The organism is Mycobacterium bohemicum DSM 44277, assembly GCF_001053185.1.
Taxonomy (GTDB): Bacteria; Actinomycetota; Actinomycetes; order Mycobacteriales; family Mycobacteriaceae; genus Mycobacterium; species Mycobacterium bohemicum.
The window spans coordinates 240,863-266,638 of the sequence record NZ_CSTD01000005.1 but is presented as its reverse complement, the minus strand read 5'-3'; the positions used below and the strand labels follow the sequence as shown (position 1 = coordinate 266,638).

General features: G+C 69.2%; 22 protein-coding genes, 2 pseudogenes and 1 riboswitch. Of the genes and pseudogenes, 12 read left to right on the top strand and 12 right to left on the bottom strand.

From position 1 onward, the window contains the following. Positions 1–75: 75 nt before the first annotated feature. Positions 76–531, bottom strand: coding sequence for a MaoC family dehydratase (locus BN971_RS21145; protein WP_085179610.1), 456 nt, complete (start codon positions 529–531; stop codon positions 76–78). Positions 532–681: 150 nt separating this feature from the next. On the opposite strand from BN971_RS21145, the gene BN971_RS25205 reads away from it, so the two are divergent. From BN971_RS25205 to ag85C, 6 genes are all read left to right on the top strand, one after another. After that, complete coding sequence (locus BN971_RS25205; RefSeq protein WP_169718552.1) at positions 682–852, top strand: hypothetical protein; 171 nt, start codon at positions 682–684, stop codon at positions 850–852. A gap of 27 nt (positions 853–879) precedes the next feature. Beyond that, a complete protein-coding gene (locus BN971_RS21140) occupies positions 880–1,389 on the top strand; it encodes a metallophosphoesterase family protein (protein ID WP_085179611.1) in 510 nt (169 codons plus the stop codon). A gap of 55 nt (positions 1,390–1,444) precedes the next feature. Next, positions 1,445–1,906 carry a MarR family winged helix-turn-helix transcriptional regulator gene (locus BN971_RS21135; protein ID WP_169718553.1) on the top strand — a complete coding sequence of 154 codons (462 nt, stop codon included), beginning with the start codon at positions 1,445–1,447 and terminating at the stop codon, positions 1,904–1,906. Continuing rightward, positions 1,906–2,733 carry an ATP-binding cassette domain-containing protein gene (locus BN971_RS21130; protein WP_085179612.1) on the top strand — a complete coding sequence of 276 codons (828 nt, stop codon included), beginning with the start codon at positions 1,906–1,908 and terminating at the stop codon, positions 2,731–2,733. The genes BN971_RS21135 and BN971_RS21130 overlap by 1 nt, the downstream gene beginning before the upstream one ends. A gap of 73 nt (positions 2,734–2,806) precedes the next feature. Next, a complete protein-coding gene (locus BN971_RS21125) occupies positions 2,807–3,553 on the top strand; it encodes an ABC transporter permease (protein WP_090350573.1) in 747 nt (248 codons plus the stop codon). Positions 3,554–3,731: 178 nt separating this feature from the next. Next, positions 3,732–4,736: a diacylglycerol acyltransferase/mycolyltransferase Ag85C gene (gene ag85C, locus BN971_RS21120; RefSeq protein ID WP_085179613.1), complete on the top strand. Its 1,005-nt coding sequence runs from the start codon at positions 3,732–3,734 to the stop codon at positions 4,734–4,736. A gap of 58 nt (positions 4,737–4,794) precedes the next feature. Here ag85C and BN971_RS21115 read toward each other — a convergent pair whose 3' ends face one another. The 4 genes and pseudogenes from BN971_RS21115 to BN971_RS21100 all read right to left on the bottom strand — a co-directional run bounded on the left by BN971_RS21115 (position 4,795) and on the right by BN971_RS21100 (position 9,845). Then, positions 4,795–5,490: a YoaK family protein gene (locus BN971_RS21115; RefSeq protein WP_085179614.1), complete on the bottom strand. Its 696-nt coding sequence runs from the start codon at positions 5,488–5,490 to the stop codon at positions 4,795–4,797. Positions 5,491–5,554: 64 nt separating this feature from the next. Continuing rightward, a complete protein-coding gene (locus BN971_RS21110) occupies positions 5,555–6,919 on the bottom strand; it encodes a maltokinase N-terminal cap-like domain-containing protein (RefSeq protein WP_085179615.1) in 1,365 nt (454 codons plus the stop codon). After that, on the bottom strand, positions 6,916–8,727 hold the full coding sequence (gene treS, locus BN971_RS21105; RefSeq protein WP_085179841.1) for a maltose alpha-D-glucosyltransferase: 1,812 nt from the start codon (positions 8,725–8,727) through the stop codon (positions 6,916–6,918). Before treS ends, BN971_RS21110 begins: the two co-directional genes overlap by 4 nt. 121 nt (positions 8,728–8,848) lie before the next feature. Continuing rightward, a pseudogene (locus BN971_RS21100) lies at positions 8,849–9,845 on the bottom strand (S1C family serine protease). A 208-nt stretch (positions 9,846–10,053) separates the two neighbouring features. Here BN971_RS21100 and BN971_RS21095 point away from each other — a divergent pair. Together BN971_RS21095 and BN971_RS21090 are read left to right on the top strand one after the other, a co-directional pair. Next, a complete protein-coding gene (locus tag BN971_RS21095) occupies positions 10,054–10,506 on the top strand; it encodes a TIGR03668 family PPOX class F420-dependent oxidoreductase (protein ID WP_085179617.1) in 453 nt (150 codons plus the stop codon). A gap of 101 nt (positions 10,507–10,607) precedes the next feature. Next, positions 10,608–12,764, top strand: coding sequence for an elongation factor G-like protein EF-G2 (locus tag BN971_RS21090; RefSeq protein ID WP_085179618.1), 2,157 nt, complete (start codon positions 10,608–10,610; stop codon positions 12,762–12,764). A 13-nt stretch (positions 12,765–12,777) separates the two neighbouring features. On the opposite strand, the pseudogene BN971_RS21085 reads toward BN971_RS21090, so the two are convergent. Further along, a pseudogene (locus BN971_RS21085) lies at positions 12,778–14,058 on the bottom strand (FadD7 family fatty acid--CoA ligase); the annotation flags it as partial. A gap of 13 nt (positions 14,059–14,071) precedes the next feature. On the opposite strand from BN971_RS21085, the gene oxc reads away from it, so the two are divergent. Further along, positions 14,072–15,196 carry an oxalyl-CoA decarboxylase gene (gene oxc, locus BN971_RS21080; RefSeq protein ID WP_428978071.1) on the top strand — a complete coding sequence of 375 codons (1,125 nt, stop codon included), beginning with the start codon at positions 14,072–14,074 and terminating at the stop codon, positions 15,194–15,196. Here the strand turns inward: oxc and BN971_RS21075 are convergent. Continuing rightward, a complete protein-coding gene (locus tag BN971_RS21075) occupies positions 15,180–16,112 on the bottom strand; it encodes a LysR family transcriptional regulator (RefSeq protein WP_085179842.1) in 933 nt (310 codons plus the stop codon). The two genes, oxc and BN971_RS21075, sit on opposite strands and share 17 nt — an antisense overlap. A 161-nt stretch (positions 16,113–16,273) precedes the next feature. On the opposite strand from BN971_RS21075, the gene BN971_RS21070 reads away from it, so the two are divergent. Next, the gene (locus BN971_RS21070) at positions 16,274–17,029 is read left to right on the top strand and encodes a L,D-transpeptidase (RefSeq protein WP_085179621.1); all 756 of its coding nucleotides are present in this window, start codon (positions 16,274–16,276) and stop codon (positions 17,027–17,029) included. A gap of 12 nt (positions 17,030–17,041) precedes the next feature. Here the strand turns inward: BN971_RS21070 and BN971_RS21065 are convergent, their stop codons facing one another. Then, complete coding sequence (locus BN971_RS21065) at positions 17,042–17,665, bottom strand: hypothetical protein (protein ID WP_085179622.1); 624 nt, start codon at positions 17,663–17,665, stop codon at positions 17,042–17,044. 113 nt (positions 17,666–17,778) lie between these two features. On the opposite strand from BN971_RS21065, the gene BN971_RS21060 reads away from it, so the two are divergent. Then, entirely contained in the window at positions 17,779–18,732 is a 954-nt protein-coding gene (locus BN971_RS21060) for an NADP-dependent oxidoreductase (RefSeq protein WP_085179623.1), read from the top strand. Here BN971_RS21060 and BN971_RS21055 read toward each other — a convergent pair. Then, positions 18,724–20,511 carry an NRAMP family divalent metal transporter gene (locus BN971_RS21055; RefSeq protein WP_085179624.1) on the bottom strand — a complete coding sequence of 596 codons (1,788 nt, stop codon included), beginning with the start codon at positions 20,509–20,511 and terminating at the stop codon, positions 18,724–18,726. The genes BN971_RS21060 and BN971_RS21055 overlap by 9 nt on opposite strands. A 48-nt stretch (positions 20,512–20,559) precedes the next feature. Further along, the gene (locus BN971_RS21050; RefSeq protein WP_085179625.1) at positions 20,560–20,751 is read right to left on the bottom strand and encodes a hypothetical protein; all 192 of its coding nucleotides are present in this window, start codon (positions 20,749–20,751) and stop codon (positions 20,560–20,562) included. Between the two features lie 236 nt (positions 20,752–20,987). Beyond that, a riboswitch (M-box (ykoK) riboswitch) is annotated at positions 20,988–21,270 on the bottom strand. A 77-nt stretch (positions 21,271–21,347) separates the two neighbouring features. Between BN971_RS21050 and BN971_RS21040 the strand changes: the two genes are divergently transcribed. Next, positions 21,348–22,007 (top strand): O-methyltransferase, encoded by a 660-nt coding sequence (locus BN971_RS21040; RefSeq protein WP_085179627.1) that lies wholly within the window; start codon positions 21,348–21,350, stop codon positions 22,005–22,007. On the opposite strand, the gene BN971_RS21035 is transcribed toward BN971_RS21040, so the two are convergent. Beyond that, positions 22,008–23,906 (bottom strand): acyltransferase family protein, encoded by a 1,899-nt coding sequence (locus BN971_RS21035; RefSeq protein WP_090350537.1) that lies wholly within the window; start codon positions 23,904–23,906, stop codon positions 22,008–22,010. Positions 23,907–24,074: 168 nt separating this feature from the next. After that, positions 24,075–25,775 (bottom strand): class I adenylate-forming enzyme family protein, encoded by a 1,701-nt coding sequence (locus tag BN971_RS21030; protein ID WP_085179628.1) that lies wholly within the window; start codon positions 25,773–25,775, stop codon positions 24,075–24,077. Between the last annotated feature and the right edge of the window lies 1 nt (position 25,776).

Below are 25,776 nucleotides of genomic sequence, written 5' to 3'. Positions count from 1 at the left end.
GTCTGCGACGACACGCCGCCGAGCGCCGCAATGGTTTATGTCTCGCGGAACCGCGACCGCCTCAGCGGCGCTACGTCACGAGATGTAGCGGACGACGCTTTCGGCGACGCACGCCGGCTTGGGTGATCCCTCGATCTCGACCGTGGTCGACATCGTCGCCTGCACCGCGCCGTCACCGAGGTCGTCGACGCTGACCAACGAGGTGTTGGCGCGCACCCGGGATCCGACCGGCACCGGCGCGGGGAAGCGAACCTTGTTGAGCCCGTAATTGATTGCGAGCTTGATGCCGTTCACCGTGTAGATCTGGTGCTGCAGGCGCGGCAGCAACGCCAGGGTCATGAAACCGTGTGCGATGGTCGTGCCGAACGGGCCCTTGGCCGCCCGTTCCGGGTCGACGTGAATCCACTGGTGATCGCCGGTCGCGTCGGCGAACAGGTTGACGTCGTCCTGGGTGATGGTCACCCAGTCGCTGTGCCCGATCGTCTCGCCGGCCGCGCCGGCGAGGTCGGCCACTGACTCGAAGGTGCGCATTCGGTCCTCCTCTGCATGGCAACGATGCCCGCAAGCACCCTATCGGAGCCGATGCGGCCCGGTTTGCGCGGAAGCCTGCGGGGTACCCACCCGCTTCTCGGGTCGTTGAGTCGGCGACGCCAGCCCCGACAGCATCGGAAAGGAACCACCATGCCGGAAAGCAAGGGCCACAGGGCCGAGGAAGACGTCGAACCCGAGGCGCACGAGGCGCGCTCGCGCGCCTCGGAAGGCGACGACGGCTCCTACGTGGGTGCGGCCGGCGCCGACGACACGTTCGACGCGGGCGAGACGGGCGCCGAAGCCCGGAGCCAGCGCGGCTGACCTCCGCCCGGCCGGCACAATGTATCCGTGAGGCTGCTCCTGGTCGCCGACACCCACGTCCCCGCCCGGGCGCGCGACCTGCCCGCACAGATCTGGGACGAGGTCGCCAACGCCGATGTCGTCATCCACGCCGGGGACTGGGTGACGCCGGCGCTGCTCGACGAACTCGACGCCCGCGCGGTCCGGCTGATCGCGTGCTGGGGCAACAACGACCCTCCGGCGTTGCGCGCGCGGCTCCCCGAGCGGGCGGACGCGACGCTGGGCGGGGTGCGTTTCACGGTCGTGCACGAGACCGGGCCCGCGGGCGGGCGCGAGGCCCGGATGTCCCGGCGCTATCCCGACACCGACGTCCTGGTGTTCGGGCACAGCCACATCCCGTGGGACACCACGAGCAAAACCGGCCTGCGACTGCTCAATCCGGGCTCGCCGACGGATCGGCGCCGGCAACCCTTCTGCACCTACCTGACCGCGACGGCGCAATCCGGTGCGCTGACCGATATCGCGCTGCACCGCATCGAACAAGTAGCTGCTACCTAATGTCCGCACAGCCTGCACACATAAATAGCTCCGTTACAGAGGTATCGTCGGACGGGTGGGATCCCATACCGCCGTGACCAGCGACGCGGTCACCGACGTGTTCCGCGTGATCGGCAGGTTCCGCCGGCAACTGCGAAGCTCGGCGGGGCGCGCCTTCGACTCGTCGCGGCTCACCGAGTCGCAGTCGGAGCTGTTGTGGCTGGTCGGGCGGCAGCCGGGAATCTCGGTCAGCGAAGCCGCGGCCGAGCTCGGGTTGAAGCCCAACACGGCCTCGACGCTGGTGTCCAAGCTGGTCGCCGACGGCTTGCTGGTCCGGACCGTCGGCGAAAAGGACCGCAGGGTCGGTCATCTGCGGCTCGCGGAGACCGCGCAGCAGGTGGCCGACGCGTCCCGGGCCGCGCGGCGAAGTTTGCTGGCCGAGGTGCTCGGGGAACTCGACGAAGACGAAATCGAATCGTTGACAAAAGGATTGGAGGTCCTCGACACGATGACCCGCAAACTTCAGGAGCGACGGTGATGAGCGGACCACTGCCGATGGCCGTCGACGCCGAACACCTGACCTATCGCTATGGCCAGTTCACCGCCGTCGACGACGTGACGCTGCAGGTGCGGCCCGGTGAAACGCTCGGTCTGCTGGGCCCCAACGGCGCCGGGAAGACCACCATGGTGCGCATGCTCACCACGCTGACCCCCGTGCAGGACGGCGAGCTGCACGTCTTCGGCATGGACGCCCGCCGGGAGACGACCGACATCAGAAGCAATATCGGCTATGTGCCGCAGCAGCTTTCGATAGAGCCGGCGCTGACGGGCCGGCAGAACGTGGAATGGTTCGCCCGCTTGTACGGCGTGCCGCGCTCCCTGCGCGCCGAGCGCGTCGAGGAAGCGCTGGACGCGCTCGAACTGCACGACGTCGCCGACCGGGTGGCCGCGACCTATTCCGGCGGCATGGTGCGCCGGCTGGAAGTGGCTCAGGCGCTGGTCAATCGGCCCTCACTGCTGATGCTCGACGAACCCACGGTGGGGCTGGACCCGATCGCCCGCGACGGCGTCTGGACGCAGGTGCAGAAGATGCAGGCGCAGTTCGGCATGACCGTGCTGCTGACCACCCACTACATGGAGGAGGCCGACGCGCTGTGCGATCGCGTCGCGCTCATGCACCGCGGGCGGTTACGAGCCGTCGGGACGCCGGACAGACTCAAGTCGACCGTGTCGCCCCGGGCCACGCTCGAAGACGTGTTCCGTCACTACGCCGCCTCCGGGCTGGATGACGACGCATCGTCGGATGCGCGCTCGGGCATCCGCGAAATCCGTTCTGCCAGAAAGGTTGCCCGCCGTGTCGGTTGATATCTCCCTGGACGGCCACCGTCCCGGAACGCTGGTCCGCGCGCCGCGTGGCTGGCAGCGCGTGGGCGCGACGATGGGCCGGGTCGCGGCATTCGCGATCGTCGAACTGCAGAAGCTGCAACACGACCGCACCGAGCTGGTCACCCGCATGGTGCAGCCGGCGTTGTGGCTGTTGATCTTTGGCACCACCTTCAGCCGCCTGCACGTCATCCACACCGGTTCGGTGTCCTACCTGGCGTTCCTCGCGCCCGGGATCATCGCCCAGTCGGCGCTGTTCATCTCGATCTTCTATGGCATCCAGATCATTTGGGATCGGGACGCCGGCGTGCTGGCCAAGCTGATGGTGACGCCGGCGCCGGCGTCCGCGCTCATCACCGGCAAGGCGTTCGCGGCCGGGGTGCGTTCGGTCGCCCAGGTCGTCGGCGTCCTGGTGCTCGCCTACGTCATGGGGGTCGGCCTGACCATCAACCCGCTGCGGGTACTGGCGGCCATGGCCGTGGTCATGCTCGGCGCCGCGTTCTTCGCGTGTCTGTCCATGACGCTGGCCGGGCTGGTCCGCAACCGCGATCGGCTGATGGGAATCGGCCAGGCCATCACGATGCCGCTGTTCTTCGCCTCCAACGCGCTCTACCCCGTCGACGTGATGCCGGCCTGGTTGCGCGTGCTGAGCACGGTCAACCCGCTGAGCTACGAGGTCAACGCCCTGCGCGGCCTGTTGATCGGGACCCCGTTCAACCCGCTGGACATGGTCGTGCTGGTGGTGGCGGCGGCGGTCGGGATCGCCACGGCCTCAACGCTATTGCGTCGCCTGGTCGCCTAGGCCCGGCAATGCCGCCCGCACATCGCTATTCCGGGCCGACTCCCAATCGTTAGCCAACCGCGACCTCACGCCCCGGCCACGACACCCGAATCCCGCGCCGCCCCTGTGTTTCACTGCGCTGGCGAACATATTTCGCCCGCTGGGGGCGGCAGACGAAAGTTGGGATGGGTAGGGAGCTATGACGTTCAGTGAGAGGTTGCGTGGCGCAGCGGCGACAATGCCGCGCCGGCTGGCCATCAAGGCAGCGGGGGCGGTCGTCGGGGCCGCCTTGTTGTCGGGCCTGGTCGGCGTCGTCGGCGGCTCGGCTACCGCGGGGGCGTTCTCGAGGCCGGGGCTCCCGGTCGAGTACCTCGATGTGCCGTCCCCGTCGATGGGGCGAAACATCAAGGTGCAGTTCCAGGGCGGCGGGCAGCACGGGGTCTACCTGCTCGACGGCCTGCGGGCGCAGGACGACTACAACGGCTGGGACATCAACACCCCCGCCTTCGAGGAGTTCTACCAGTCCGGCCTGTCGGTGATCATGCCGGTCGGCGGCCAGTCCAGCTTCTATAGCAACTGGTATCAGCCCTCGCAGGGTAACGGGCAGAACTACACCTACAAGTGGGAAACGTTTTTGACCCAGGAGATGCCCGCCTGGTTGCAGGCGAACAAGGGCGTGTCGCCCGCGGGCAACGCCGCGGTGGGGCTGTCGATGTCGGGCGGCTCGGCGCTGATCCTGGCGGCGTACTACCCGCAGCAGTTCCCCTACGCCGCATCGCTGTCGGGCTTCCTCAACCCCTCCGAGGGCTGGTGGCCGACCCTGATCGGGCTGGCGATGAACGACTCGGGCGGTTACAACGCGAACAGCATGTGGGGCCCGTCGAGCGACCCGGCGTGGAAGCGCAACGACCCGATGGTCCAGATCCCGCGGTTGGTGCAGAACAACACCCGCATCTGGGTGTACTGCGGTAACGGCACCCCCAGCGACCTCGGCGGCGACAACATGCCGGCCAAGTTCCTCGAGGGCCTGACGCTGCGCACCAACGAGCAGTTCCAGAACACCTACGTCGCCGCGGGCGGCCGCAACGGGACGTTCAACTTCCCGGCCAACGGAACCCACTCGTGGCCGTACTGGAACCAGCAACTGGTCGCCATGAAGCCCGATATCCAGCAGGTGCTGCTGGGCAGCAATAACCCCACCTAGAAACACCCCGAGAGCCGGCATCGGCAGCAGCGCACCGGTCAGCGCTGCTGCCGATGCTTCATTTCGCGGACTTTTCCGCCAGCAGGGCGCGGCGGTCCTGGTGGAAGTAGGTGTACAGGGTGGCCAAAGCGCATGCGGCAGTGGCGATCACCAGCATCCAGGTCCCGTTGACCACGACGCCGATGAAGCCGCCGATCCCGGCGCCCACCATGAAGCTGGCCAGCAGCAGAAAATAGCCCAGCCAGTCCGCCGCCCTCCCGCCGGCGATGTGCCGTTCAATGCCCTGCCCCATCTTCACCATCGTGCCGGTCACATAGCTCAGCGGCACCGAGACCTCGCCGTCCTTGACGAACGAGGTGTTCAGGGTTCCGTTGGCGAAGGCCAGCACCAGGATTGGCGCGAAGTCGAGGAAGTTCTCCTCCCAGCCCTCGTCGAGGACGTCGAGGATGGTGGCGACCGCCAGGCTGATGGTGGTGAGCACGGTCGGGCCGTGCGGATGGTTGACCCAGAAATGCCGCCGGCACACCGAGGCGACCACCACGCCGGTGACGAACGAAACCATGAGCAGCGCGGCGCTCACCGCCAACCACGGCTGGTGGGTGAAATACGACAGCACGGCGCGTTGGGCGTTGCCGGTCATGAACACCACGAAGTAGCCCTGGGAGTGGGTGAAGGAGATCGCTCCCAGCACGCCGGCCAGCACGGCCAGCACCCAGGAGAGCCGCGCTTCGCTGTTGAAGGTTTCGCTCGCCACACCGACATGCTTTCAGAAGCCCGCGGGAATCGCAGGCGACGCATATCGGATTGCTATGTGGTTCCTACACGGCGGTGAGCCGGGCGATCGACCGCAAGGGAATCGGCAGCCAGCCCGGCCGGTGACGCGCCTCATAGCCGGCCTCGTAGACGGCTTTGTCGAGTTCGTAGGCCGCCAGCACCTCTGCCGAGTCCCGCGGGTCGGTGCCCGACACCGCCGCATAGCCGTCGCAGAACGCGGCGGAGTTGCGCTCGACCCATTCGCGGGCCCGCGCGGCCAGCTGCTTGTCGCCGGCCTGATCGGCCAGCGGCCCGTAGGCGGCGTACTCGAAGGAGCGCAGCACGCCGGCCACGTCGCGCAGCGGCGAATCGGGCGCGCGCCGCTCCTCGAGCGGCTGGCCGGGCTCGCCCTCGAAGTCGATCAGCAGCCAGCTCTCCGGGGTGCGCAGCACCTGGCCCAGGTGCAGGTCGCCGTGCACCCGCTGCACCGTGATCGTCTCGCCCTGCAGCTTTGAGAATCGCTCCTCGATGTTCGCCGCGTAGTCCTCGAGTTGGGGGACCGACGCCACCGTCTTCGACAGCCGCCCGAGCACGGTGTCCACCGGGAAGGGCGTCTGCGCCGTGCCGAGCTGCTCGGCCAGCGTGGCGTGCACGGACGCCACGGCCTCCCCGAGCCGGTTGGCCTCGGCGGCGAAGTCGCCGCCGACCTCGTACGCGTACAGGTCGCCCTCGGCGAAGAGGTCGCGAACGCTGGCGCTCGCCATCGCCCACCCTTCGGCGGCGTTGGACGCGAACTCGGTCACCATCCCCAGCGGCCAGGCCTCGGCGTCCGGCCCGCCGTCCGGCGGAGCCATCTGGTAGGTGCCGAGCAGCCGGGCCACATGCGGATTGCCCGCGCGGGCGAGCACCCGGTTGAGCTCGATGTCGGGATTGATCCCGCCGCTGACCCGCCGGAACACCTTGAAGATCGCGCGGCGGTCGAAGATGACGCTGGTGTTGCTCTGCTCGGCGTCGGAGACGTGCGGCATCGCCTCCAGCGGGAGGGTGGCGTCGGGCTCCTTGGTGAAGGTCAGCCGGTTGCCGGCCTCCTCCCGCACGGCCGACGAGTCGATCAGCGAGAGAAGGAACTGCGGCGCGTCGGCGTCATAGAGCGCGTCGAATCCCGTCCGGTCGTCGGCGGCGCCGATGGTCGCCACCGTGCTGTACTCGGACACCGGCGCGGAATCCCACCCGACGATCACCTGGTAGCGCTCCGACGGTCCGCTGGAGTACTCGGCGTCGACCAGGACGAGATCGAGGTCTTGGCGCAGCGGGACCACGACGCCGGCACCCGCGGCCGACAGCTGGCGGTTGCGACCGGCGTACCACCGTTGCTGTGGCAGCCAGTCCGACCAGGGCAGATTGGCCGCCAACCCGGCAGTCACAGTCATGGGTTCTCCTCACATACGGGGGACAGCTGGAACCAGTAGAAGCCGTGTCCCGGAAGCGTCAGCAGATAGGGCAGGTGGCCGATGCGCGGAAATTCCACGTGCCCGGTGAGTTCGACCGGCGTGCAACCGCTCCAGTTCTGCAGGTTCAGCTCGATCGGCTGGGGAAACCGGGACAGGTTGTTGACGCACAGCACGACGTCACCGCTTTGCGCCCGGACGCCGTCGTCGCCGCGCTCGCCGAACTCCCGCACCTGGCGCACGAACGCCAGCACCGACGGGTTGGAGCCACCCAGTTCCTCGAACGACCCGATGGCGAACGCGCGGTGGCGCCGGCGCACCGAGAGCATCGTGCGGGTGAAGTTCAGCAACGACGTCGACGTGTCGCGCTGGGCCTCCACGTTGACCGCCTGATAGCCGTAGACGGAGTCCTGGCTGGGCGGCAGGTAGAGCCTGCCGGGGTTGGCGCTGGAGAACCCGGCGTTGCGGTCCGGTGTCCACTGCATCGGGGTGCGCACGCCGTCGCGGTCGCCCAGCCAGATCACGTCGCCCATGCCGATCTCATCACCGTAGTAAAGGACCGGTGAACCGGGCAGCGACATCAGCAGCGCCGTGAACAGCTCGATCTGGTTGCGGTCGTTGTCCAGCAGCGGCGCCAGGCGCCGCCGGATCCCGACGTTCGCCTTCATCCGGGGATCCTTGGCGTACTCCGAGTACATGTAGTCGCGTTCCTCGTCGCTGACCATCTCGAGCGTCAACTCGTCGTGGTTGCGCAGGAAGATCCCCCACTGCGCCATCTCGGGGATCTCGGGCGTCTGCGCGAGGATCTCCGAGATCGGGAATCGCGACTCGCGGCGCACCGCCATGAAGATGCGCGGCATGAGCGGGAAGTGGAACGCCATGTGGCATTCGTCGCCGCCGGTGCTGGCATCGCCGAAGTACTCGACGACGTCGGCCGGCCACTGGTTGGCCTCGGCCAGCAGCACCCGGCCCGGGAACTCGTCGTCGACCACCTTGCGGACCCGCTTGAGGAAGGCGTGCGTCTCGGGCAGGTTCTCGCAGTTGGTGCCCTCCCGCTCGAACAGGTAGGGCACCGCGTCCAGGCGGAACCCGTCGATGCCCAGTCCCAGCCAGAAGCGGATGACGTCGATCATCGCCTCCTGCACCGCCGGGCAGTCGTAGTTCAGGTCCGGCTGGTGGGAGAAGAACCGGTGCCAGTAGAACTGGCGGCGGACCGGGTCGAACGTCCAGTTCGACTCCTCGGTGTCGACGAAGATGATGCGGGCGTCGGTGTAGCGCTCGCTGGTGTCGCTCCACACGTAGTAGTCGCCGTACGGGCCGTCGGGGTCGTGGCGGGACTCCTGGAACCAGGGGTGCGACTCCGACGTGTGATTCATCACCAGGTCGGTGATGACGCGGATTCCCCGTTCGTGCGCCGCGTCGAGCAACGCGACGAAGTCGTCGACCGTGCCGAACTCCGGGAGCACCTTGTAGAAGTCCCGGATGTCGTAGCCGCCGTCGCGCAGCGGTGAGTCGTAGAAGGGCGGCAGCCAGATGCAGTCGATGCCCAGCCATTGCAGGTAGTCGAGGCGCCCCAGCAGCCCGCGCAGGTCACCGGATCCGTCGGCGTTGGCGTCGAAGAACGCCCGGACCAGCACCTCGTAGAAGACGGCGTGCTTGAACCAGGTCGGGTCCGCGGGCAGCGCGGCGGCGTTGGTGAAGTCCTCGGCGTTGGGGTGCTCGACCACACCGCCCTCCACGTGACTGCCTGCGGCGGGATGGTGATCGACAGCGTCTCTTCCGGCGTTCATCATTTCCACGCTGCCAGGGGTACCCGAGGTGGGACGACGGGAATCACTGGTGCGCACAACGAACGTATCTCGCCTGGCGGCAAGGGAATTCGCCGCCAAGCGAGCATCTTGGCCGCCGGGATCAGGCCGGCGGCCCGTCCGCCAGCGTCACGTTCTGCGTGCGCTCGCCACCGGAGGCGGTCCGGAAGTCCACGACGATCGTGTCCCCGGGGTGATGCGGGACCAGCACGTCGCTCATCCCGGTGGCCCCGTTGATCCCCACCCCGTCGACCGAGGTGATCACGTCGCCGGGCGAGATCCCCGCCGCGGCGGCCGGGCCGGAGGTGACCACCCGGGCGACCCGCGCGCCGTTGCCGCCGTTGTCGACGACGCCGAGCCCGAGGAAGGCCGTCGGCCCGATGTGCACGGTGCGCGAGGCGGCGCCCGACCGGATCTGGCCGGCCACCCCCATCGCGGTGCCGATCGGAATGGCGAAGCCCTGCCCGCCGGACATCTTGTAGCTGTCGGTCGCGGCCGTGTTGACGCCGACCACCTGGCCCGCGTTGTTGACCATCGGCCCGCCCGAGTCGCCCGGCCTGATGGGGGTGTCCGCCTGGATCAGGCCGCCGAGGTTCTCCTCGGCGCCCGTCAGGGTGTCGGTCGCCCACGCCCACCCCGCCGCCGATGGCCGCGGTCGGCAGGCCGGCCGCGCCGCGGAGTTGCAGTACCGCGACGTCCTGCGTGCGGTCGTAGCCGACGACGTCGACCAGGTAGGTCTGCCCGTTGCCCACGTCGAACGCGCTGATGTCGGTGGCGCCCGAGATCACGTGATTGTTGGTCAGCACCACGCCGTTCGGGTCGATGACGATGCCCGTCCCGGCGCCGACCGCGTTGTTGTAGCCGAACTTGGTGTTGACGTTGACGACCTGCGGCCCGACCTGACCGACCAGGGCCGACGGGTCGAGCGGCGCCTCCGGACGGTCGCTGAACCGGTCGAGCGCCAGCGTGGAAACCCCGGGATGCGCGGCGGCCGCGGGCACCGTGGGCGACCCGACGCCGAAGCCGAGGCCCAGTCCCACCACTGCCAGCGCGCTGACAACCCGGGACCACCCGACTGAGCGGTGGTTCGATTTGCTCATCCCGTCACCTTCCTCGATAGCCGGAAACACCGGAACTGTCCCGGCCATGGGGCCCTGGGTGCAGATCTCCTGTGTATATAACCGTAATGCAGGCGGCTATTCACAGCAGCGGCCAGTCTTATCGGCCACCCATTGTTCCCGCTGTAGGCGCACTGACTTCGCTGCGGGCGTAACGCGGGCGGCGGGGCGACGGCCCTAGGCTGACCTCGTGGGCGATTTCGACCCCAAGGCGGGCTTCACCCGGTCGCCGGTGGCGCGCCTGGCCACCGCCTCGCCGGATGGGACACCCCATCTGGTTCCGGTGGTGTTCGCCGTCGAGGGCGACCTCGACGGCGGCATCGAGGGCGCAATCGTGTACACCGCCGTCGACGCGAAACCCAAGACGACGCGGCGGCTGCGCCGCCTGGCCAACATCGCCGTCAACCCCATGGTCTGCCTGCTGGTCGACCACTACGCCGACGACTGGAAGCGATTGTGGTGGGTGCGCGTCGACGGCGTCGCCTCGGTCCACCACGACGGGGCCGCGATGGCGACCGGGTATCGCCTGCTGCGGGCCAAATACCCGCAGTATCAACATGTTCGGCTGGACGGTCCGGTGATCGCGGTGGCGGTGCGGCGCTGGTCGAGCTGGCACGCGGGAGCCGCCGGCCCCCGGGCGTGACCATCGGGTGACCCTGCGGTCTTGTGGTCGACGGTGGTTGGGGGAATGGTTGTTGGAGAGGTGTACTTCGGGACGCAACGGCGCGAACTTGGAGGAAATTCATGGCGGACAAGGCGAATACTTCCCAGGGCGCCGGCGCGGCCCCGACCGCCAACGGTCCGGGCGACATCCGCAACGTGGTCTTGATCGGGCCCTCCGGGGGAGGCAAGACCACCCTCGTCGAGGCGCTGCTGGTGGCCGCGGGCGTGCTGTCGAGGCCCGGGTCGGTCACCGACGGGACGACGGTCTGCGATTACGACGACGCCGAAATCCGCCAGCAGCGATCCGTGGGCCTCGCGGTGGCCTCGCTGGCCCACGACGGCACCAAGGTCAACCTGGTCGACACACCCGGCTATGCCGACTTCGTCGGCGAGTTGCGGGCCGGCCTGCGCGCCGCCGACTGCGCCCTGTTCGTGATCGCGGCCAACGAGGGCTGTGACGGTATCGACGAGCCGACAAAGTCCCTGTGGCAGGAATGCAGCCAGGTCGGCATGCCGCGCGCGGTCGTCATCACCAAGCTCGACCACGCCCGGGCCGACTATCAGCAGGCCCTGGCGGCCGCGCAGAACGCGTTCGGCGACAAGGTTTTACCGTTGTACCTGCCGACGGCGGACGGCCTGATCGGGTTGCTGTCGCAGACCCGCTGCCGGTATTCGGGCGGCAAGCGGACCGTCGACGAGCCCGATCCATCGGACGCCGACCGCGTCGCGGAGGCGCGCGGCACGCTGATCGAAGGCATCATCGAGGAATCCGAGGACGAGTCGCTGATGGAGCGCTATCTCGGCGGCGAGTCGATCGACGAAGCGGTGCTCATCGAGGATCTCGAACGCGCCGTGGCGCGGGCGTCGTTCTTCCCGGTGATCCCCGTGTGCAGCAGCACCGGTGTCGGCACCCAGGAGCTGCTGGAAGTCGCCACCCGCGGATTTCCCTCGCCGATGGAACACCCACTGCCCGAGGTCTTCACACCGGTGGGGGCCCCGCACGCGACGCTGGAATGTGACGTCGACGCGCCGTTGCTGGCCGAGGTGGTGAAGACCACGTCGGACCCCTACGTCGGTCGGGTCAGCCTGGTCCGGGTGTTCGCCGGGACCATCAGGCCCGACACCACCGTGCACGTGTCGGGCCATTTTGCGTCCTTTTTCGGCGGCGCCACCAACGGCAACGGCACGCACCCCGACCATGACGAGGACGAGCGGGTCGGGGTGCTGTCCTTCCCGCTGGGCAAGCAACATCGTCCCGCGGCCGCGGTGGTGGCGGGCGACATCTGCGCCATCGGCAAGCTCAGCCGCGCCGAAACCGGCGACACGCTCTCGGACAAGGCCGAGCCGCTGGTGCTGAAGCCCTGGGCGATGCCCGAGCCGCTGCTGCCGATCGCCATCGCGGCGCACGCCAAGACCGACGAGGACAAATTGTCGGTGGGGCTGGGGCGATTGGCCGCCGAGGACCCGACGCTGCGCATCGAACAGAACTCCGAAACCCACCAGATCGTGCTGTGGTGCATGGGCGAGGCCCACGCCGGCGTGGTGCTCGACGCGCTGGCCAACCGCTACGGCGTTACGGTCGACACGGTGGAGTTGCGGGTGCCGTTGCGGGAAACGTTCGCGAGCAAGGCAAAAGGTCACGGGCGCCACGTCAAGCAGTCCGGTGGGCACGGCCAGTACGCGGTGTGCGACATCGAGGTGGAGCCGCTGCCGGAGGGGGCGGGCTTTGAGTTCCTCGACAGGGTCGTCGGCGGGGCGGTGCCGCGACAGTTCATCCCCAGCGTGGAAAAGGGCGTGCGCGCGCAGATGGACAAGGGGGTGCACGCCGGCTACCCGGTGGTCGACATCCGAGTCACCCTGCTCGACGGGAAGGCGCACAGCGTCGACTCGTCGGACTTCGCGTTCCAGATGGCGGGCTCCCTCGCCCTGCGGGAAGCCGCGGCGGCGACGAAGATCACCCTGCTCGAGCCAATCGACGAGATCTCGGTGCTGGTTCCCGACGACTTCGTCGGTGCGGTGCTGGGCGACCTGTCCGGGCGTCGCGGCCGCGTGCTGGGAACCGAGACCGCGGGCCAGGAGCGCACCCTGGTCAAAGCCGAGGTGCCGCAGGTGGAGCTGACGCGCTATGCCATCGACTTGCGCTCGCTGGCGCACGGGGCCGCGTCATTCACCCGCTCGTTCGCGCGCCACGAACCCATGCCGGAATCCGCCGCGGCCCGCGTGCGCGCCACCGTCTGACGCCCGGACCGCTTCAGACCCCGCCGAACCGCTGCGCCACGGCGCGGCGGTCCAGCGAGCCCTTCGCGGTGTGCGGCAACTCGTCGGCCTGCCGGAAGGTCGCCGGAATCTCGAAGGGCGCCAGGCGGTCCCGGCAGAACTCGGTGAGCTCCTCGGACGTCGGCGCGGCCGATCCGCGCGGAACGATCACCGCGGCCACCGCCTCGCCGTACAGGGCGTCCGGCGCGGCGAAGACGGCCACCTCCAGGACGCCGGGATGGCCGGCCAGGACCCCTTCGACGTGTTCCGGGGAGATCTTCTCCCCGCCGCGGTTGATCAGCTCCTTGATGCGGCCGCGGATGGTCAGCTCGCCGCCCGCCGACAACGACCCCAGGTCGCCGGTGCGCAACCAGCCGTCGGTGAAGTTGGCGGCGGTGATGGCCGGGTCGCCCAGGTAGCCGCGCACCACGGTGGGCCCGTGCAGCCAGACCTCTCCGACGGCCTCGGCCGGGGCCGGGGCACCGTCGGGGCCCACGACGCGGATCTGGGGCCCGGTCGACCGGCCGACGAGACCCGGTGTCGCGGCGGGGTTCTCACCGTCGCCGTGGCCGCCGATCGGTGTCGTGGCGACCTGGTGGGTGGCCTCGGTCATGCCGAACGCACACACCACGGGCGCCGAGAACGTGTCCTGCAGCGCCTGCGCCGCTTCCACGGTGAGCGGGGCGCTGCAGCTGCGGATGAAGCGCAGCGCCCGGGTGTCGCCCGGATGCTCGGTCTTGGCGCGCTCCAGCAGGATCTGGTGAATCGTGGGCACCGCCGTGTACCACGTCGCCCGGACGGCGTCGATGTCGTCCCAGAACGTGTGCGCCGAGAAGCGCCCGCGGGCGGGCAGCAGCACGGTGCCGCCGGACGCCAGGGTCGCCAGCAGGGCGGCGAGCAGGCCGTGACCGTGGTAGAGGGGCATCACCGCGACCGTGGCGTCCCGCGGGCCCAGGCCGTATCCGGCGACGATGGCCCGCACCGACGCGTCGATGTTGGCGCGCGTCCAGGGCACCATCTTGGGCACACCGGTGGTTCCGCCGGTGAACATGATCATGGCGTCGTCGTCGCGGAGGCCCTCGGGCGTCGCGACGTCGTCGTTCGGCGCCGCGGCGGCGTCGAGGTCCACGGCGGGGCCGCTTCGAGGGCCGACGGTGACCGCCAGCCTCCACCGCCGCACGGTCGGCTCCGCGTCATCCCCGGGCGCTTTCCCGTCGACGAGCACCACCCTCGCGCCGGCCGCCTCGCCGCGGGCGCGCTGTTCGCCGACCGGCAGGTCTCTTAGACACATCGAGAGGTGTATAAGAGACGGCGCCGAGGCGAGGCGGCCGCTGATCGTGCTGGGCAAGGGGGCGGCCTACGCGCAAGCCGACGAGGCGATCCGGAACTTCGTCGAGCGCAGCGGGATTCCGTACCTGCCGATGTCGATGGCCAAGGGCCTGCTGCCCGACTCGCATCCGCAGTCGGCGGCCGCGGCCCGGTCACTGGCGATCGCGCGCGCCGACGCCGTACTGCTGGTGGGTGCGCGCCTGAACTGGCTACTCGGCCACGGCGATTCGCCGCAGTGGGCGCCCGGCGCCAAGTTCGTGCAGGTCGACATCGCGGCGTCCGAACTCGACAGCAACCAACCGATCGCCGCCCCGTTGGTGGGCGATATCGCCTCGGTGATGACGGCGCTCTGCGACGCGGTGGCCGCCCACCCGATCACGGTCGCCGCGGAATGGACGACGGAACTGGGCGATCGCAAGAGCCGCAACGACGCCACGATGCGCGAGCGCCTGGCCGAAAATCCGCACCCCATGCGGTTTTACAATGCGCTCGGGGCGATCCGCGAAGTGCTGCAGGCGAACCCGGACGCCTACCTGGTCAACGAGGGGGCCAACGCGCTGGACCTGGCCCGCAACGTCATCGACATGCAACTGCCGCGGCACCGGCTGGACACCGGCACCTGGGGTGTGATGGGCATCGGCATGGGCTACGCGATCGCCGCCGCGGTGGAGACCGGCAAGCCCGTGGTGGCCGTCGAGGGGGACAGCGCATTCGGGTTCAGCGGAATGGAAGTCGAAACCATCTGCCGCTATCGCCTGCCGGTGACCGTCGTCGTCCTCAACAACGGCGGGGTCTACCGCGGCGACGAGGCGGCGGCCGGTGCGAGCGGCTCGGATCCGGCGCCCACCGTGTTGAACGCGCACGCGCGCCACGAGCTGATCGCACAGGCGTTCGGCGGCAAGGGTTATCACGCCAACACCCCCTCAGAGCTTCGCTCGGCGCTCGTCGAAGCCATTGCCTCCCAGGGCCCGTCGGTGATCGACTGTCAACTCGACCCGGCCGCCGGGGTGGAAAGCGGGCACCTCGCCGGGCTGAATCCGGCCAGCGCGGCGGCCCCGCCCGCGGCCCTCAGCGCCGGAGGGTGATCTTCATCAGCGCAGCGTCGAAGAACTCGTCGAGCGCCAGCTGCTGCGCCGACGCGCTCAGCGCGCGGGCGACCGGGGAGCCCGGCCCGGCGGAGCCCGTGGCCAGGGCGACGTCGGCCGTCAGCGCCGGCTCGACCATTTCGAGTGCGCGGACGCCCGGGCCCAGCGGCGAGGTCCACAGCCAGGTGTGCGGTACGATGCACGCCCAGTTTCCGGTCGCCGCCTGCGCGAAAAGTGAAGCGACCGAGTCGGTTTCGACCTGCGCGGTGACCGTCAGGCCGTGCCCCGCGAAGGCCCGGTCGATGATCTGGCGGTCCCGCATGTCCGGCGTGAGCAGGGCGAGCGGCAGCTGCGCGGCCTCGGGCCAGGTCGACGTCGCGGCGCCGCTGGGCACCATGTCGGCCGGCGAGAGCAGCACGTAGCGCTCCCGGTACAGCGGCACCAGGTTGACGTCGTGGGCGTCGTCGGGTCCGGCGTGCACGATGGCGGCGTCGAGCTCGAAATCGCGCAGGCGCCGGTACAGTTCGGTGGCCGCCAGCCGGGAACCGATGTGCACCCTGACCAACGGGTGCGCCGAACAGAACGCGGAAAGCACAAGAGAGGCGGTGGTCGACGCGGTGGGCACCGTGCCCAGCCGGAGCGTTCCGGTGATCCCGGACCGGACCGCGTCCACCTCGGCCTTGAACGCATCGTGCTCGGCGAGAATCCGTTTCGCCCACACCACCAACCGCTCGCCCTCGGGCGTCAGGCCCTCGAAGCTGCGTCCGCGATTGATCAGCGTGACGTTGAGCTCCCGTTCGAGCTTGGCGATGGCGGCCGACAGCGCGGGCTGGGACACATAGCACTTCTCGGCGGCCCGGGCGAAGTGCCGCTCGGAGGCGACCGCGACGAAATACTCCAGTTGGCGGAAGAGCACGCCCACCCCTTCCTGCCGGCCGTGCCGCCTTCGCTGCCTCCACCGAACCGGCGGATGGCGGCGGTGGAGCGAACCCGCCGTCGTTTGCTGAAACCCGTAATGGGTAGAAGGCCAGTAGAATATCGTCAGTGTTCATCGCGCCATCTCGAAGGGTAAGGTCCATGCGCCGACCGGTTCGTTATCTGTTCGTTATGGTCGCGATCGCATCGCTGGGCCTGCTCGGCGGCATGGCCCGCGGCCACGCCGCCATGCCGGTCCCCCAACCCGTTCCTGAAGTTGCCGCCGTTTTGCCGGCGAACGGCGCGGTGGTCGGGGTGGCGCACCCGGTCGTCGTGACGTTCTCGGCGCCCGTGGCCGATCGGTCTGCCGCCGAACGGTCGATTCACGTGTTGTCCCCGGCCGGCACGCCCGGCCACTTCGACTGGGTCGAGAACAACGTCGTGCAGTGGGTCCCGGCGCACTACTGGCCCGCCCACTCCCACGTCTCGGTGGGCGTTCAGGCGCTGACCACCGGGTTCGACACCGGTGACGAGTTGCTCGGCGTCGCCAGCCTGTCGGGGCACACCTTCACCGTCAGCCGCAACGGCGAAGTGCTGCGCACCATGCCGGCGTCCATGGGCAAGCCGAGCCGCCCGACGCCGATCGGCAATTTCACCGCGCTGGAGAAGGAACGCAGCGTGGTGATGGACTCGCGCACCATCGGCATCCCGCTGAGTTCCCCCGAGGGCTACAAGATCACCGCGCAATACGCGGTGCGCGTCACCTGGAGCGGTGTGTACGTGCACTCGGCGCCCTGGTCGGTCGATTCGCAGGGGCACGCCAATGTCAGCCACGGCTGCATCAACCTGAGCCCGGACAACGCCGCCTGGTACTTCAATCAGGTCAACGTCGGCGATCCCATCCAGGTCGTCGCCTGAATCGGCTCGCTATTACTGTGGCAGGCCGGCTTTGATCGCGGCGTCCTGCTTGCGGCCGATGTCCGTCGCGACGCCCGCGTCGATGGGATCATTGGGGGCGCTGTCGAACTCCATGTTCACCAGCGCCTTGCCCTCGGTGAACAACAGCACGGTGATCGCCTGCGAATTGTCCGGCGCCGTACCGGAAATCATGGCCCCGTTCGAGCCGACGTCGGCGGGCTGCCAGGTTCCGTTGACCTTGCTCGCGTAGTTGGCCTTGGTGTTGACGACGCCGGCCGCTGCCGCCGCGGGATCGGCGACGATCAGAATCGTGTCACCGATCCGGCGGGAGTTGTCGGCATTGGCGAACAGCTGGGCGACGCCGGGCGCATTGTTGGGATTCAGCACCGGAGGCTGGGGGGCGGTGAGATCGGCGGCGATGTCGCTCGGCTTGATCAGTAGCCCGCTGTAGTCCGAGGGCTGAGCCGCCGACGGGCTGGTCACCGAGGTCGCGGCGGTCGACGACGGGGACCCCGACGAGGTCGGCGAAGACGATGGCGCCGAGGACTTGTTGCCACCGCAGGCGGTGACACCGGCGCCGCCGAGCACCCCGATGAGCAAGGCGGCGGCCCCGCGGCCGAGCCGGGCGATAACCATGGGTGTTCCTTCCGTGTCGACCCCATGAACATACGCGACATGCCGACCGGTCGATACGTGTTCCCGGCCTATGCTGGCGTGGGCAAGGGCGTCCCGGCGTGAGGAGATCGACGATGACGGCTGCCAAGGCGCGCGCGGTGCGCTTCGACCGCTACGGAGGCCGCGACGTCTTGTACGTCGCCGACATCGAGATGCCTTCGCCGGAGGCAGGCGAGGTGGTTGTCGAGGTCCGCGCCGCGGGGATCAACCCCGGCGAGGCGGCGATCCGGGTCGGGGCGCTGGAAGAGATGTTCCCGACCAGCTTTCCGTCCGGTGAGGGCAGCGACCTCGCCGGCGTGGTGACCGCCGTCGGGCCGGACGTCACCGAATTCGCGGTGGGCGACGAGGTGATGGGGTTCAGCTTGCGCCGGTCCAGCCACGCCACCCACACCGCCGTCCCGGTGGGCCAGCTGATCCGCAAGCCGCGCGAATTGACCTGGGCGGCAGCGGGTTCGCTCTACGTGGTCGGTGTGACCGCCTATGCCGCGGTGCGGGCGGTGGATCCGCGGCCGGGCGAGACCGTCGCGGTGTCGGCGGCGGCAGGCGGCGTCGGCAGCCTGGTGGTGCAGCTGCTCGTGCTGCGCGGGGCGGTGGTGCTCGGCATCGCGGGACCGCGAAACGCCGACTGGCTGCGCAACCACGGCGTCATCCCGGTCCCCTACGACCGCGATATGCGGGCCCTGGCGCAGCGGCTGCGGCAGGCCTCCCCCGACGGCATCGACGCGTTCATCGACTTGTTCGGGCCGGACTACGTCCAACTCGCCGTGGATCTCGGGGTGGCGCCCGAGCGGATCGACACCATCATCTCGTTTCAGAAGGCCGCCGAAGTCGGCGCCAGGACCGAAGGCAGCGCGGAGGCGTCGACGCCGGAGGTGCTTGCGGAGATGGCCGGCCTTGTCGCTACGGGCGCAATCGATTTCGACGTCGCCGCAACCTTTCCGCTCGACCGCGTCGCCGACGCGTTCGCGCTGCTCGAGGAGCGGCACACCCACGGCAAGATCGTTCTGCTGCCCACCTCCTCAGAGTGAGGCGGCCGGCCCGACGATGCCGGCCTCGATGATCTTGACGATGACGAACACGGCGGCCACCACCAGATAGCCGCGCAGTATCAACAGCCCCGCCCGGCGAATCGGTGACATGGCCGGCCGGGCCAGCCCGGGCAGGTCGGGGGTTTGCCAAGCCAGCCGGTCCTGGCGGAGCACGGCGCGCCGCTCGGCGGGGGTCAACAACGGTGCGTCGTCGATTTCGTCGACCTCGCCGGGGTCGAGACCGCCGCCGAGCGCGCCCACAAGGGTTTGCGCGTCGCGCCGGTCGCTGTGGCGTCGACCGGCGACGATCGCGGCGGCGCCACCCGCTATGCCGATCACCGCACCACCTGCCAGCCCCGCCTCGATCGCGCCGGTGGACAGTCCGGGGAAGAAGGTCGTCGCCGTCAGCGCCAGCGACAACAGCACGAGGGACCACACGGTGATCCAGGCAACGATGTTCTGGCGCACCGTGTTCACCCACGGGCCCAGCACGGCCCGGTCGTTGCACAGCAGCACCAGGAAGACGGTCGCGGAGGGCAGCAGAACGCCGGCGAGCGCCTGCACGCCCTGGGTCACCAGCCCCAGTACGCGGTCGGGGCTGAACCCCACCGCTGCCGAAACCGCAAGGAGCGCGGCATAGCCGCCGTAGAACAGCGGCGCCTCGCTGACCTTCCAGTGCAGTGAATGCCGCCTGCCCATCGCGTCGCCGATCGCATACGTGGTCGCCAACCCGATCGCGTTGGCCCCGATCAGCGACGCGTCCAGCAAGATGACGGCGAAGAGGATGCCCAACGAGCTGCCGAGATGTTGCGACAGGGCGGTTGCGACCGCACCCGCGTCGGTGAACCGGCCGGCGTCGGCGGTGCCGGACAGGCCGAATGCGCCAACCGCCATCAGCGCAGTCGCGCCCGCCATCACCACCACGATCCCGATGACCAGATCCGCACGGGCGTAAGGGATCCAGCGCGCGGTAATACGCTTGTCCACCACGTTGGACTGCTGGAAGAACAACTGCCACGGCGCCACGGTGGTGCCCACGATCGCGACGACCAACAGCAGCACGGTGGAATTGAGGCCGCCCGGAAACTGCGGTAACAGTCCGCCGGCGGTCCGGTTCAGCGTGGGATGCACCAGCAGCACCATCGGGATGATCAGCACGTTCACCGCGATCAGCAGGAACATCAGCGCCTCCCATCGCCTGAAGGAGCCGCCGGCCACCACGGCGAACAGCAGCACCGCGGCGGCCGGGATAGCAATGATCCTCGGGCAGCCCAGGAATCCGAGCGCCAGTGCCACACCGATGAATTCGGTGACTATGGTCAAGGCGTTCAGGATCATCAGGTCCCCAACGCTGAACGCACCCCAGAACTTGCCGAAGCGGGCGAATATCAGCCGCGCGTGCCCCACCCGGGTGACCGCGCCGAGCCGCAGCACCATTTCCTGGTTCACATACAACACCGGGATCAACATCGTCAACGTCCACAGCAGGCCCATGCCGTAGTTCTGTCCGGCCTGCGCATAGGTCGCGACACCCCCGGCGTCGTTGTCGCCCACCATGACTATCAGCCCCGGACCGGTGATGACCATCAGCGTTCGAAGGCGGCGCCAACGCCCGCTGAAGGGTGCCGAGCCGTCGCGCCGGATGCGGCCGAAGGCGCCGACGATGTCACCGGTGTGCGCGACGTCCGAGACGGCCTGCGCGGACGCATCGGGCGTCACTGTTGCGGCGCGGTTCAGCGGGGCGCTGCGCAGGCCGCCGTCGGCGGAGACGGGAGTCATCGGATTTCTCGCTAACTCAACGAAGGTCGGGCGGTGAGGCGGGCCGCGTCAGCGGTGATCGCGACCGCCCCCGGCCGCCGGGTGTCCGCCGAGCGAGGCGGTGACGACCGCGATCGGCATCCGTGAGACGTACAGCTCGGCGCGCGCCTGCGGAGTCAACGCCCTGCGGGCGGCGAGCCTGGTGGCCAATCCGCGCAGCAGCGAACGGCCGGGAAAACGGTGTGATGCAACAAAAGCCATGATCGTGTCCTGTCGTGCTGGGGTCCGATCGGCTCGCGTCAGTCGCTGCCCGAAAGATCAGGCGGCAGAAGGGATGCCGGAACCGGATCGGAACGAGATGGAATCCGGATAGGGACTATCGCCCGGACTGGTCTTGCTCATCTCGCCCTCACCTCCTCACGGCCGGGGCACACGCGGGTGCCGTCGCATCCACCTGAATCAAGAGGCGAGAACAACCGGCGGCGAACGAGCCGCCGGTGACACCCCTCTCGTCGGAGCTTCGGCACTGCACGGCGTATCCGAGACGTAGCCGATGGTCGCGATCCGTTGCGCCCGGCTTCGCCGCGCTTGCGATCGCTCCTCGGCCTATGTCGCGATCCGCTGCGCCCGGCTTCGCCGCGCTTGCGATCGCTCCTCGTCCGGAAGCCACTTGGGCTCAACCCTTGGGTCCGGGAAGAGCTGTCCTGACCCGGGGCGTCTCTCGACGTTCGGGGTCAGTGGCCTGTGTCCATGCAGACGCCTCACCTACCGAGGTGCTTGCCCGACCATGCTCGCACCACCACCCACCGCCCGTCAAACGCGTTGACGAAATCATGACGCGGCTACGCTGGTAAAACATGGCCAATACGTTGCAGGATCCCAAGGTCGCGCCGGTGCTTCAGCAAATGTACGGCGAGGCGATGAACCAGATGTCGTTGCTGCGCGAGCGGCACGGTGATTTCGACCGTCCGATGAACGCCGCGGAACGCGCCGAGGCGATGAGCGAGTTCTACATCCCGGTGACGCCCGAGGCCGGCCGGCTGCTCTATGCGCTGGTGCGCGCGACCCGCCCGGCGACGGTGGTCGAATTCGGTATGTCCTTCGGCATTTCCGCGATCCATCTGGCGTCCGCGGTGCGCGACAACGGCAGCGGCCGGGTGGTGACGACCGAGCTCAACGCCGCCAAGATCGCCGCCGCGAAGCAGACGTTCGCCCGGACCGGGCTGGACGACGTCATCACCGTGCTGGAGGGCGACGCACTGGTGACGCTCGCCGAACTCGACGGACCGGTCGACTTCGTCCTGCTCGACGGTTGGAAAGACCTCTACCTGCCCGTGATCGAGCTCCTCGAACCGCGGCTGTCTCCGGGTGTGCTGATCGTCGCCGACAACACCAACGCGGCCGACACCCAGCCGTACCTGGACCGGGTGCGCAATCCCGAAAACGGCTATGTGAGCTTCAATTTCACCGTCCGCGACGCCGACAGCATGGAACTGAGCTGCCGCACCGGCGGTTAGCTACCGCAGCGACTCCTCGAGCCACGGCGTCAGCCATTTCACGCCCTCGGGGGTGAGGTGGACGCCGTCGCTGCGGACCTTGATGCCGTCGACCTTGGCGGTGTAGACGCCGTCCGGACACAGCTTCTTGTTCAGGTCCAGGAGCTGGACGTTCGGGTGGTGGGCGGCGGTCTTGCGCAGCATGGTGTTCCACAGATTCACCCGTTCCGGCTGATCCTCCGGGTACAGGCGGCCGTCGGGCTTTTCGCCGCCGCGGCTGTAGGGCACCGTGGCCACCACCACGCGCACCCCGGTGGAACCGACGATGTTCAGCGCGCGTTCCAGCTCGCCGTTGAGGTACGCGTCGAACGTCGGATCACCGATGTGGGTCCACTGACCCTCGTTGACGCGGTCGACGGTCTCCCAGCGGCCGATGATCAGCAGCGCGACGTCGGGCTGGTCCTGGGCGACCTGGGCGGCCCATCTGATGGGCCAGCCGTCGCACTCCGAGCGCTGCTCGAGGGTCTGCCCGATGTAGCGATACGGGGTGCCGCGCACCAGGCTGCATCCGATGACGGTGTGGTCGAGGAACGCGAATCCCGGGGTCGGCGGCAGGTAGTGCATCCACGTCCAGCCGATGGAGTCGCCGAACACCGAAACGGTGAACGGCCGGTTGGGATCCCGCGGTGCGGGGCGGCTGCCGCCCGGCGGGCGCCAGCGCCTGATCGGCTGCTCGATCAGCCACCACGATGCCCCGGCCGCCGCCACGGTGGCGGCGCACCGCGCCGCGAACAGCGGAAGTCCGGCCCATCCGGTGCGTTCGCCGTTGAGCGCCAGGAAGATCGGCCAGTGCCACAGATAGACGCCGTAGGAGATGGTGCCCAGCCAGACCAGCGGTCGCCAGGCCAGGGCGCGGGCGACGGCCCCGCGCTGCTCCAGCGCGACCGGCGCGATCACCAGCACGGCCGCGATCGCGACCCCGCTCAGCAGGCCGTGGCGAAACTCGCCCGCGGCGCCGGTCGCGTAGTGCGTGGCCGCCGCGAGCCCGGCCAGACCCGTCATCGGCAGGACCCGTGCCACCCGCCGCCCCCACCGGGTTCCGATGAGGCACCACCCCCGGTTCAGCGACGGCCAGTCCCGCACCAACAGCGCCGCCGCCGCGGCGCCGACGAGCAACGCCTGCGCCCGGGTGTCGGTGCCGAAATAGACCCGGTCGCGGGTGCCGTGGGAGGCGACGACGACGGTGAGGGCCGCCGACGCCAGCGCCCCGAGGGAGGCGACGACGAAGATGGCGAACCGCACTCCGCCGACGGTCGCCCGGCCGTGACGGCGCCTGGCCCGCGCGGCCAGCAGCAGCGTCACCGCGATCAGCAGCACCGGCCACACGAAGTAGTACTGCTCCTCCACACCCAGCGACCAGGTGTGCTGCAGCGGTGATGGTGGGGCGCCCTGGGTGAAGTAGTCGGTCTTCTGGGCCACGAACCGCCAGTTGGCCACCCACAGGAACGCCGCGATCGCGTCGTCGCGCAGGCCGGTGAGGGCCTGGTCCGGAAGGAGCCCGCGGGCGGCGGCGACGGTGAGCACCATCAGCATCAGGGCCGGCAGCAGGCGGCGCGCCCGCCGAATCCAGAAGCCGGTCAGCTCGATACGCCCGGTGCGTCGCAGCTCGTCGAGCAGCAGCGAGGTGATCAGGAAACCGCTGAGAACGAAAAAGACGTCCACACCGATGAACCCGCCGCTGACGCCCGGAATGCCGCCGTGCCCGACGAGCACCAGCGTGACCGCGATCGCCCGCAGCCCGTCAAGCGCGGGAATGCCGCTGCGCCGTTCGGGTTGATCCCAGATCGCCAGCCGACCGGCACGGCGCACCGGTGCGACCCAACGGGCCCGCGAAGCGGAGCGCGCCGGTGCGGGATACATCCCGCCCGGCTCAGCGCCTTCCGTCAGCGCGCCCTGGCCATCCTGTCGCCCGGCGCCAATTGTGATGCCGATACGTCGCTGCCCCTCCTCGTGATCGGAGCAAGCCTAATTGCGCCGCAGCACGATTCGGGCGAAAGACACGCGCGGACACGCCCGGCTTTTGCCGGGTCATTCACCGGCCAGGCGCTTGGCGGCCAGTCCGCGCAGCTCGGCGGCAATGATCTTGGCGCTACCGGTGGTCGCCACTTCGTCCTCACCGAAGAACAGCACGTGTCGGGGCACCTTGTAGCTCGCCAGTCGTTGCCGCAGGAACGTCCGCAGCTGCTCGGGGTCCGGGGTTGCGCCGTCGTGGGCCACCACGCAGGCGACGACGACCTCGCCGAGTGTCTCGTGCGGGAGTCCGACGGTCTGCGCCACCTTGACGCCCGGGTGCGCCATCAGGGCCTCATCGACCTCGCGCGGCGAGACGTTGGCACCCCCGGTCTTGATGATCTCGGTGAGCCTGCCCTGCCAGTAGAGCCGGCCGGCGTCGTCGAGATAGCCACCGTCGCCGGTCGGGAAAAACCCCTCGCCGTCCAGCGTTTCGTCGAGTGGGATGCCGAGGTAGCCGAGCATGAGCGTGGGCCCCTTGACCCGGATCTCGCCCGGCTCGCCGCGAGGCACGATGCCACCGGTCAGGGGATCGGTGATCTTGAGCGTGACACCGGCAAGCGCGGCCCCGGAGCTGTCCGCATGAACTTCGGGCGGGGTGTTGGCCGGGAAACCGGTTGTGATGGTGAAGGTTTCGGTGTTGCCGTAGGCATGGCCCGGCTCGTACCACTCACCCGAAACCGTGGGATGGTGTGCGATCGGGGTCTTGTGATCGGCAAACCGCACGCTGCTCAGGTCGACGCTGCCCCAGTTGGGTGCGCCCGCCAACTGGGCCCACTGGTGGGGCCAGGCGAACGGAAAGTTCACCCGCTCGGCCTGCATCAACTCGAGCGCCTCGGCGGCGTCGAACGTGGATTGCAGGACGAGGGCCCCACCGCTGGCCAGCGTCGAGCCCAGCACCATCGCGAAATTGCCGGACCAGAAAAAGCCGTTGGCCGTCCAGCCGCGGACGCGATCGTCCGGGCCGAAGCCGTACATGCGCCGGAAGCGCCACAACTGAATGCACACCGCGCGATGGGCGCTGAGGATCCCTTTGGGTCTGCTTGTCGAGCCGGAGGAGAAGAACAGCACGGCGGCATCGCTCGGGTGCACCGCCGCGGCCGTCGCCGCGACCGGCGCGCGGGGCTCGCGGCGACCGGACGCCAAAAAGTCGTCCCACGCTTCGATCCCGCGGGCCGCCTCGCCCACCGACACGAGCCGGCGCAGAAACGGGTACTTTTCCGATTCCAGCGCACCCGGCGAGCAGGTGCCGACCGCGGGCTCGAGTTCGGTCAGGATGGCGGCGAAGTCCTTGGCGAGCACCGTGGGCTCGAACAACAGCACCGAAACGGCGGAGGCCCTGACCAGATAGTCCAATTCCGGCGCCGTGGAGAACGTGCTGAGCGTGACGGCGACGCCGCCCGCCAGGGACGTTCCGAACACCGCGGCAAGCCATTCGGGCCGGTTCGTCATCAGGACGCCGACGCGGCCGTCCTTGCCCAGGCCGCACCCGCGCAAGGCGCGCGCCACCTCGGCCGCGCGTTCCCAAAGCTGCGCATATGTCCAGCGCGTGACGCCGTCGGCGCCGTGCCACACCAGCGCCTCACGGTCGGCGTACCGCTGGGTGACCTCGCGCAGGAAGCCCGGCAGCGTGAGCGGTCCCAACCCGGGCTCCTCGGACAGCGGCGGCCCGCACACCAGCGAAAGCTGTTGCACGGCCGTCGTTCCCGTTTCACCCATG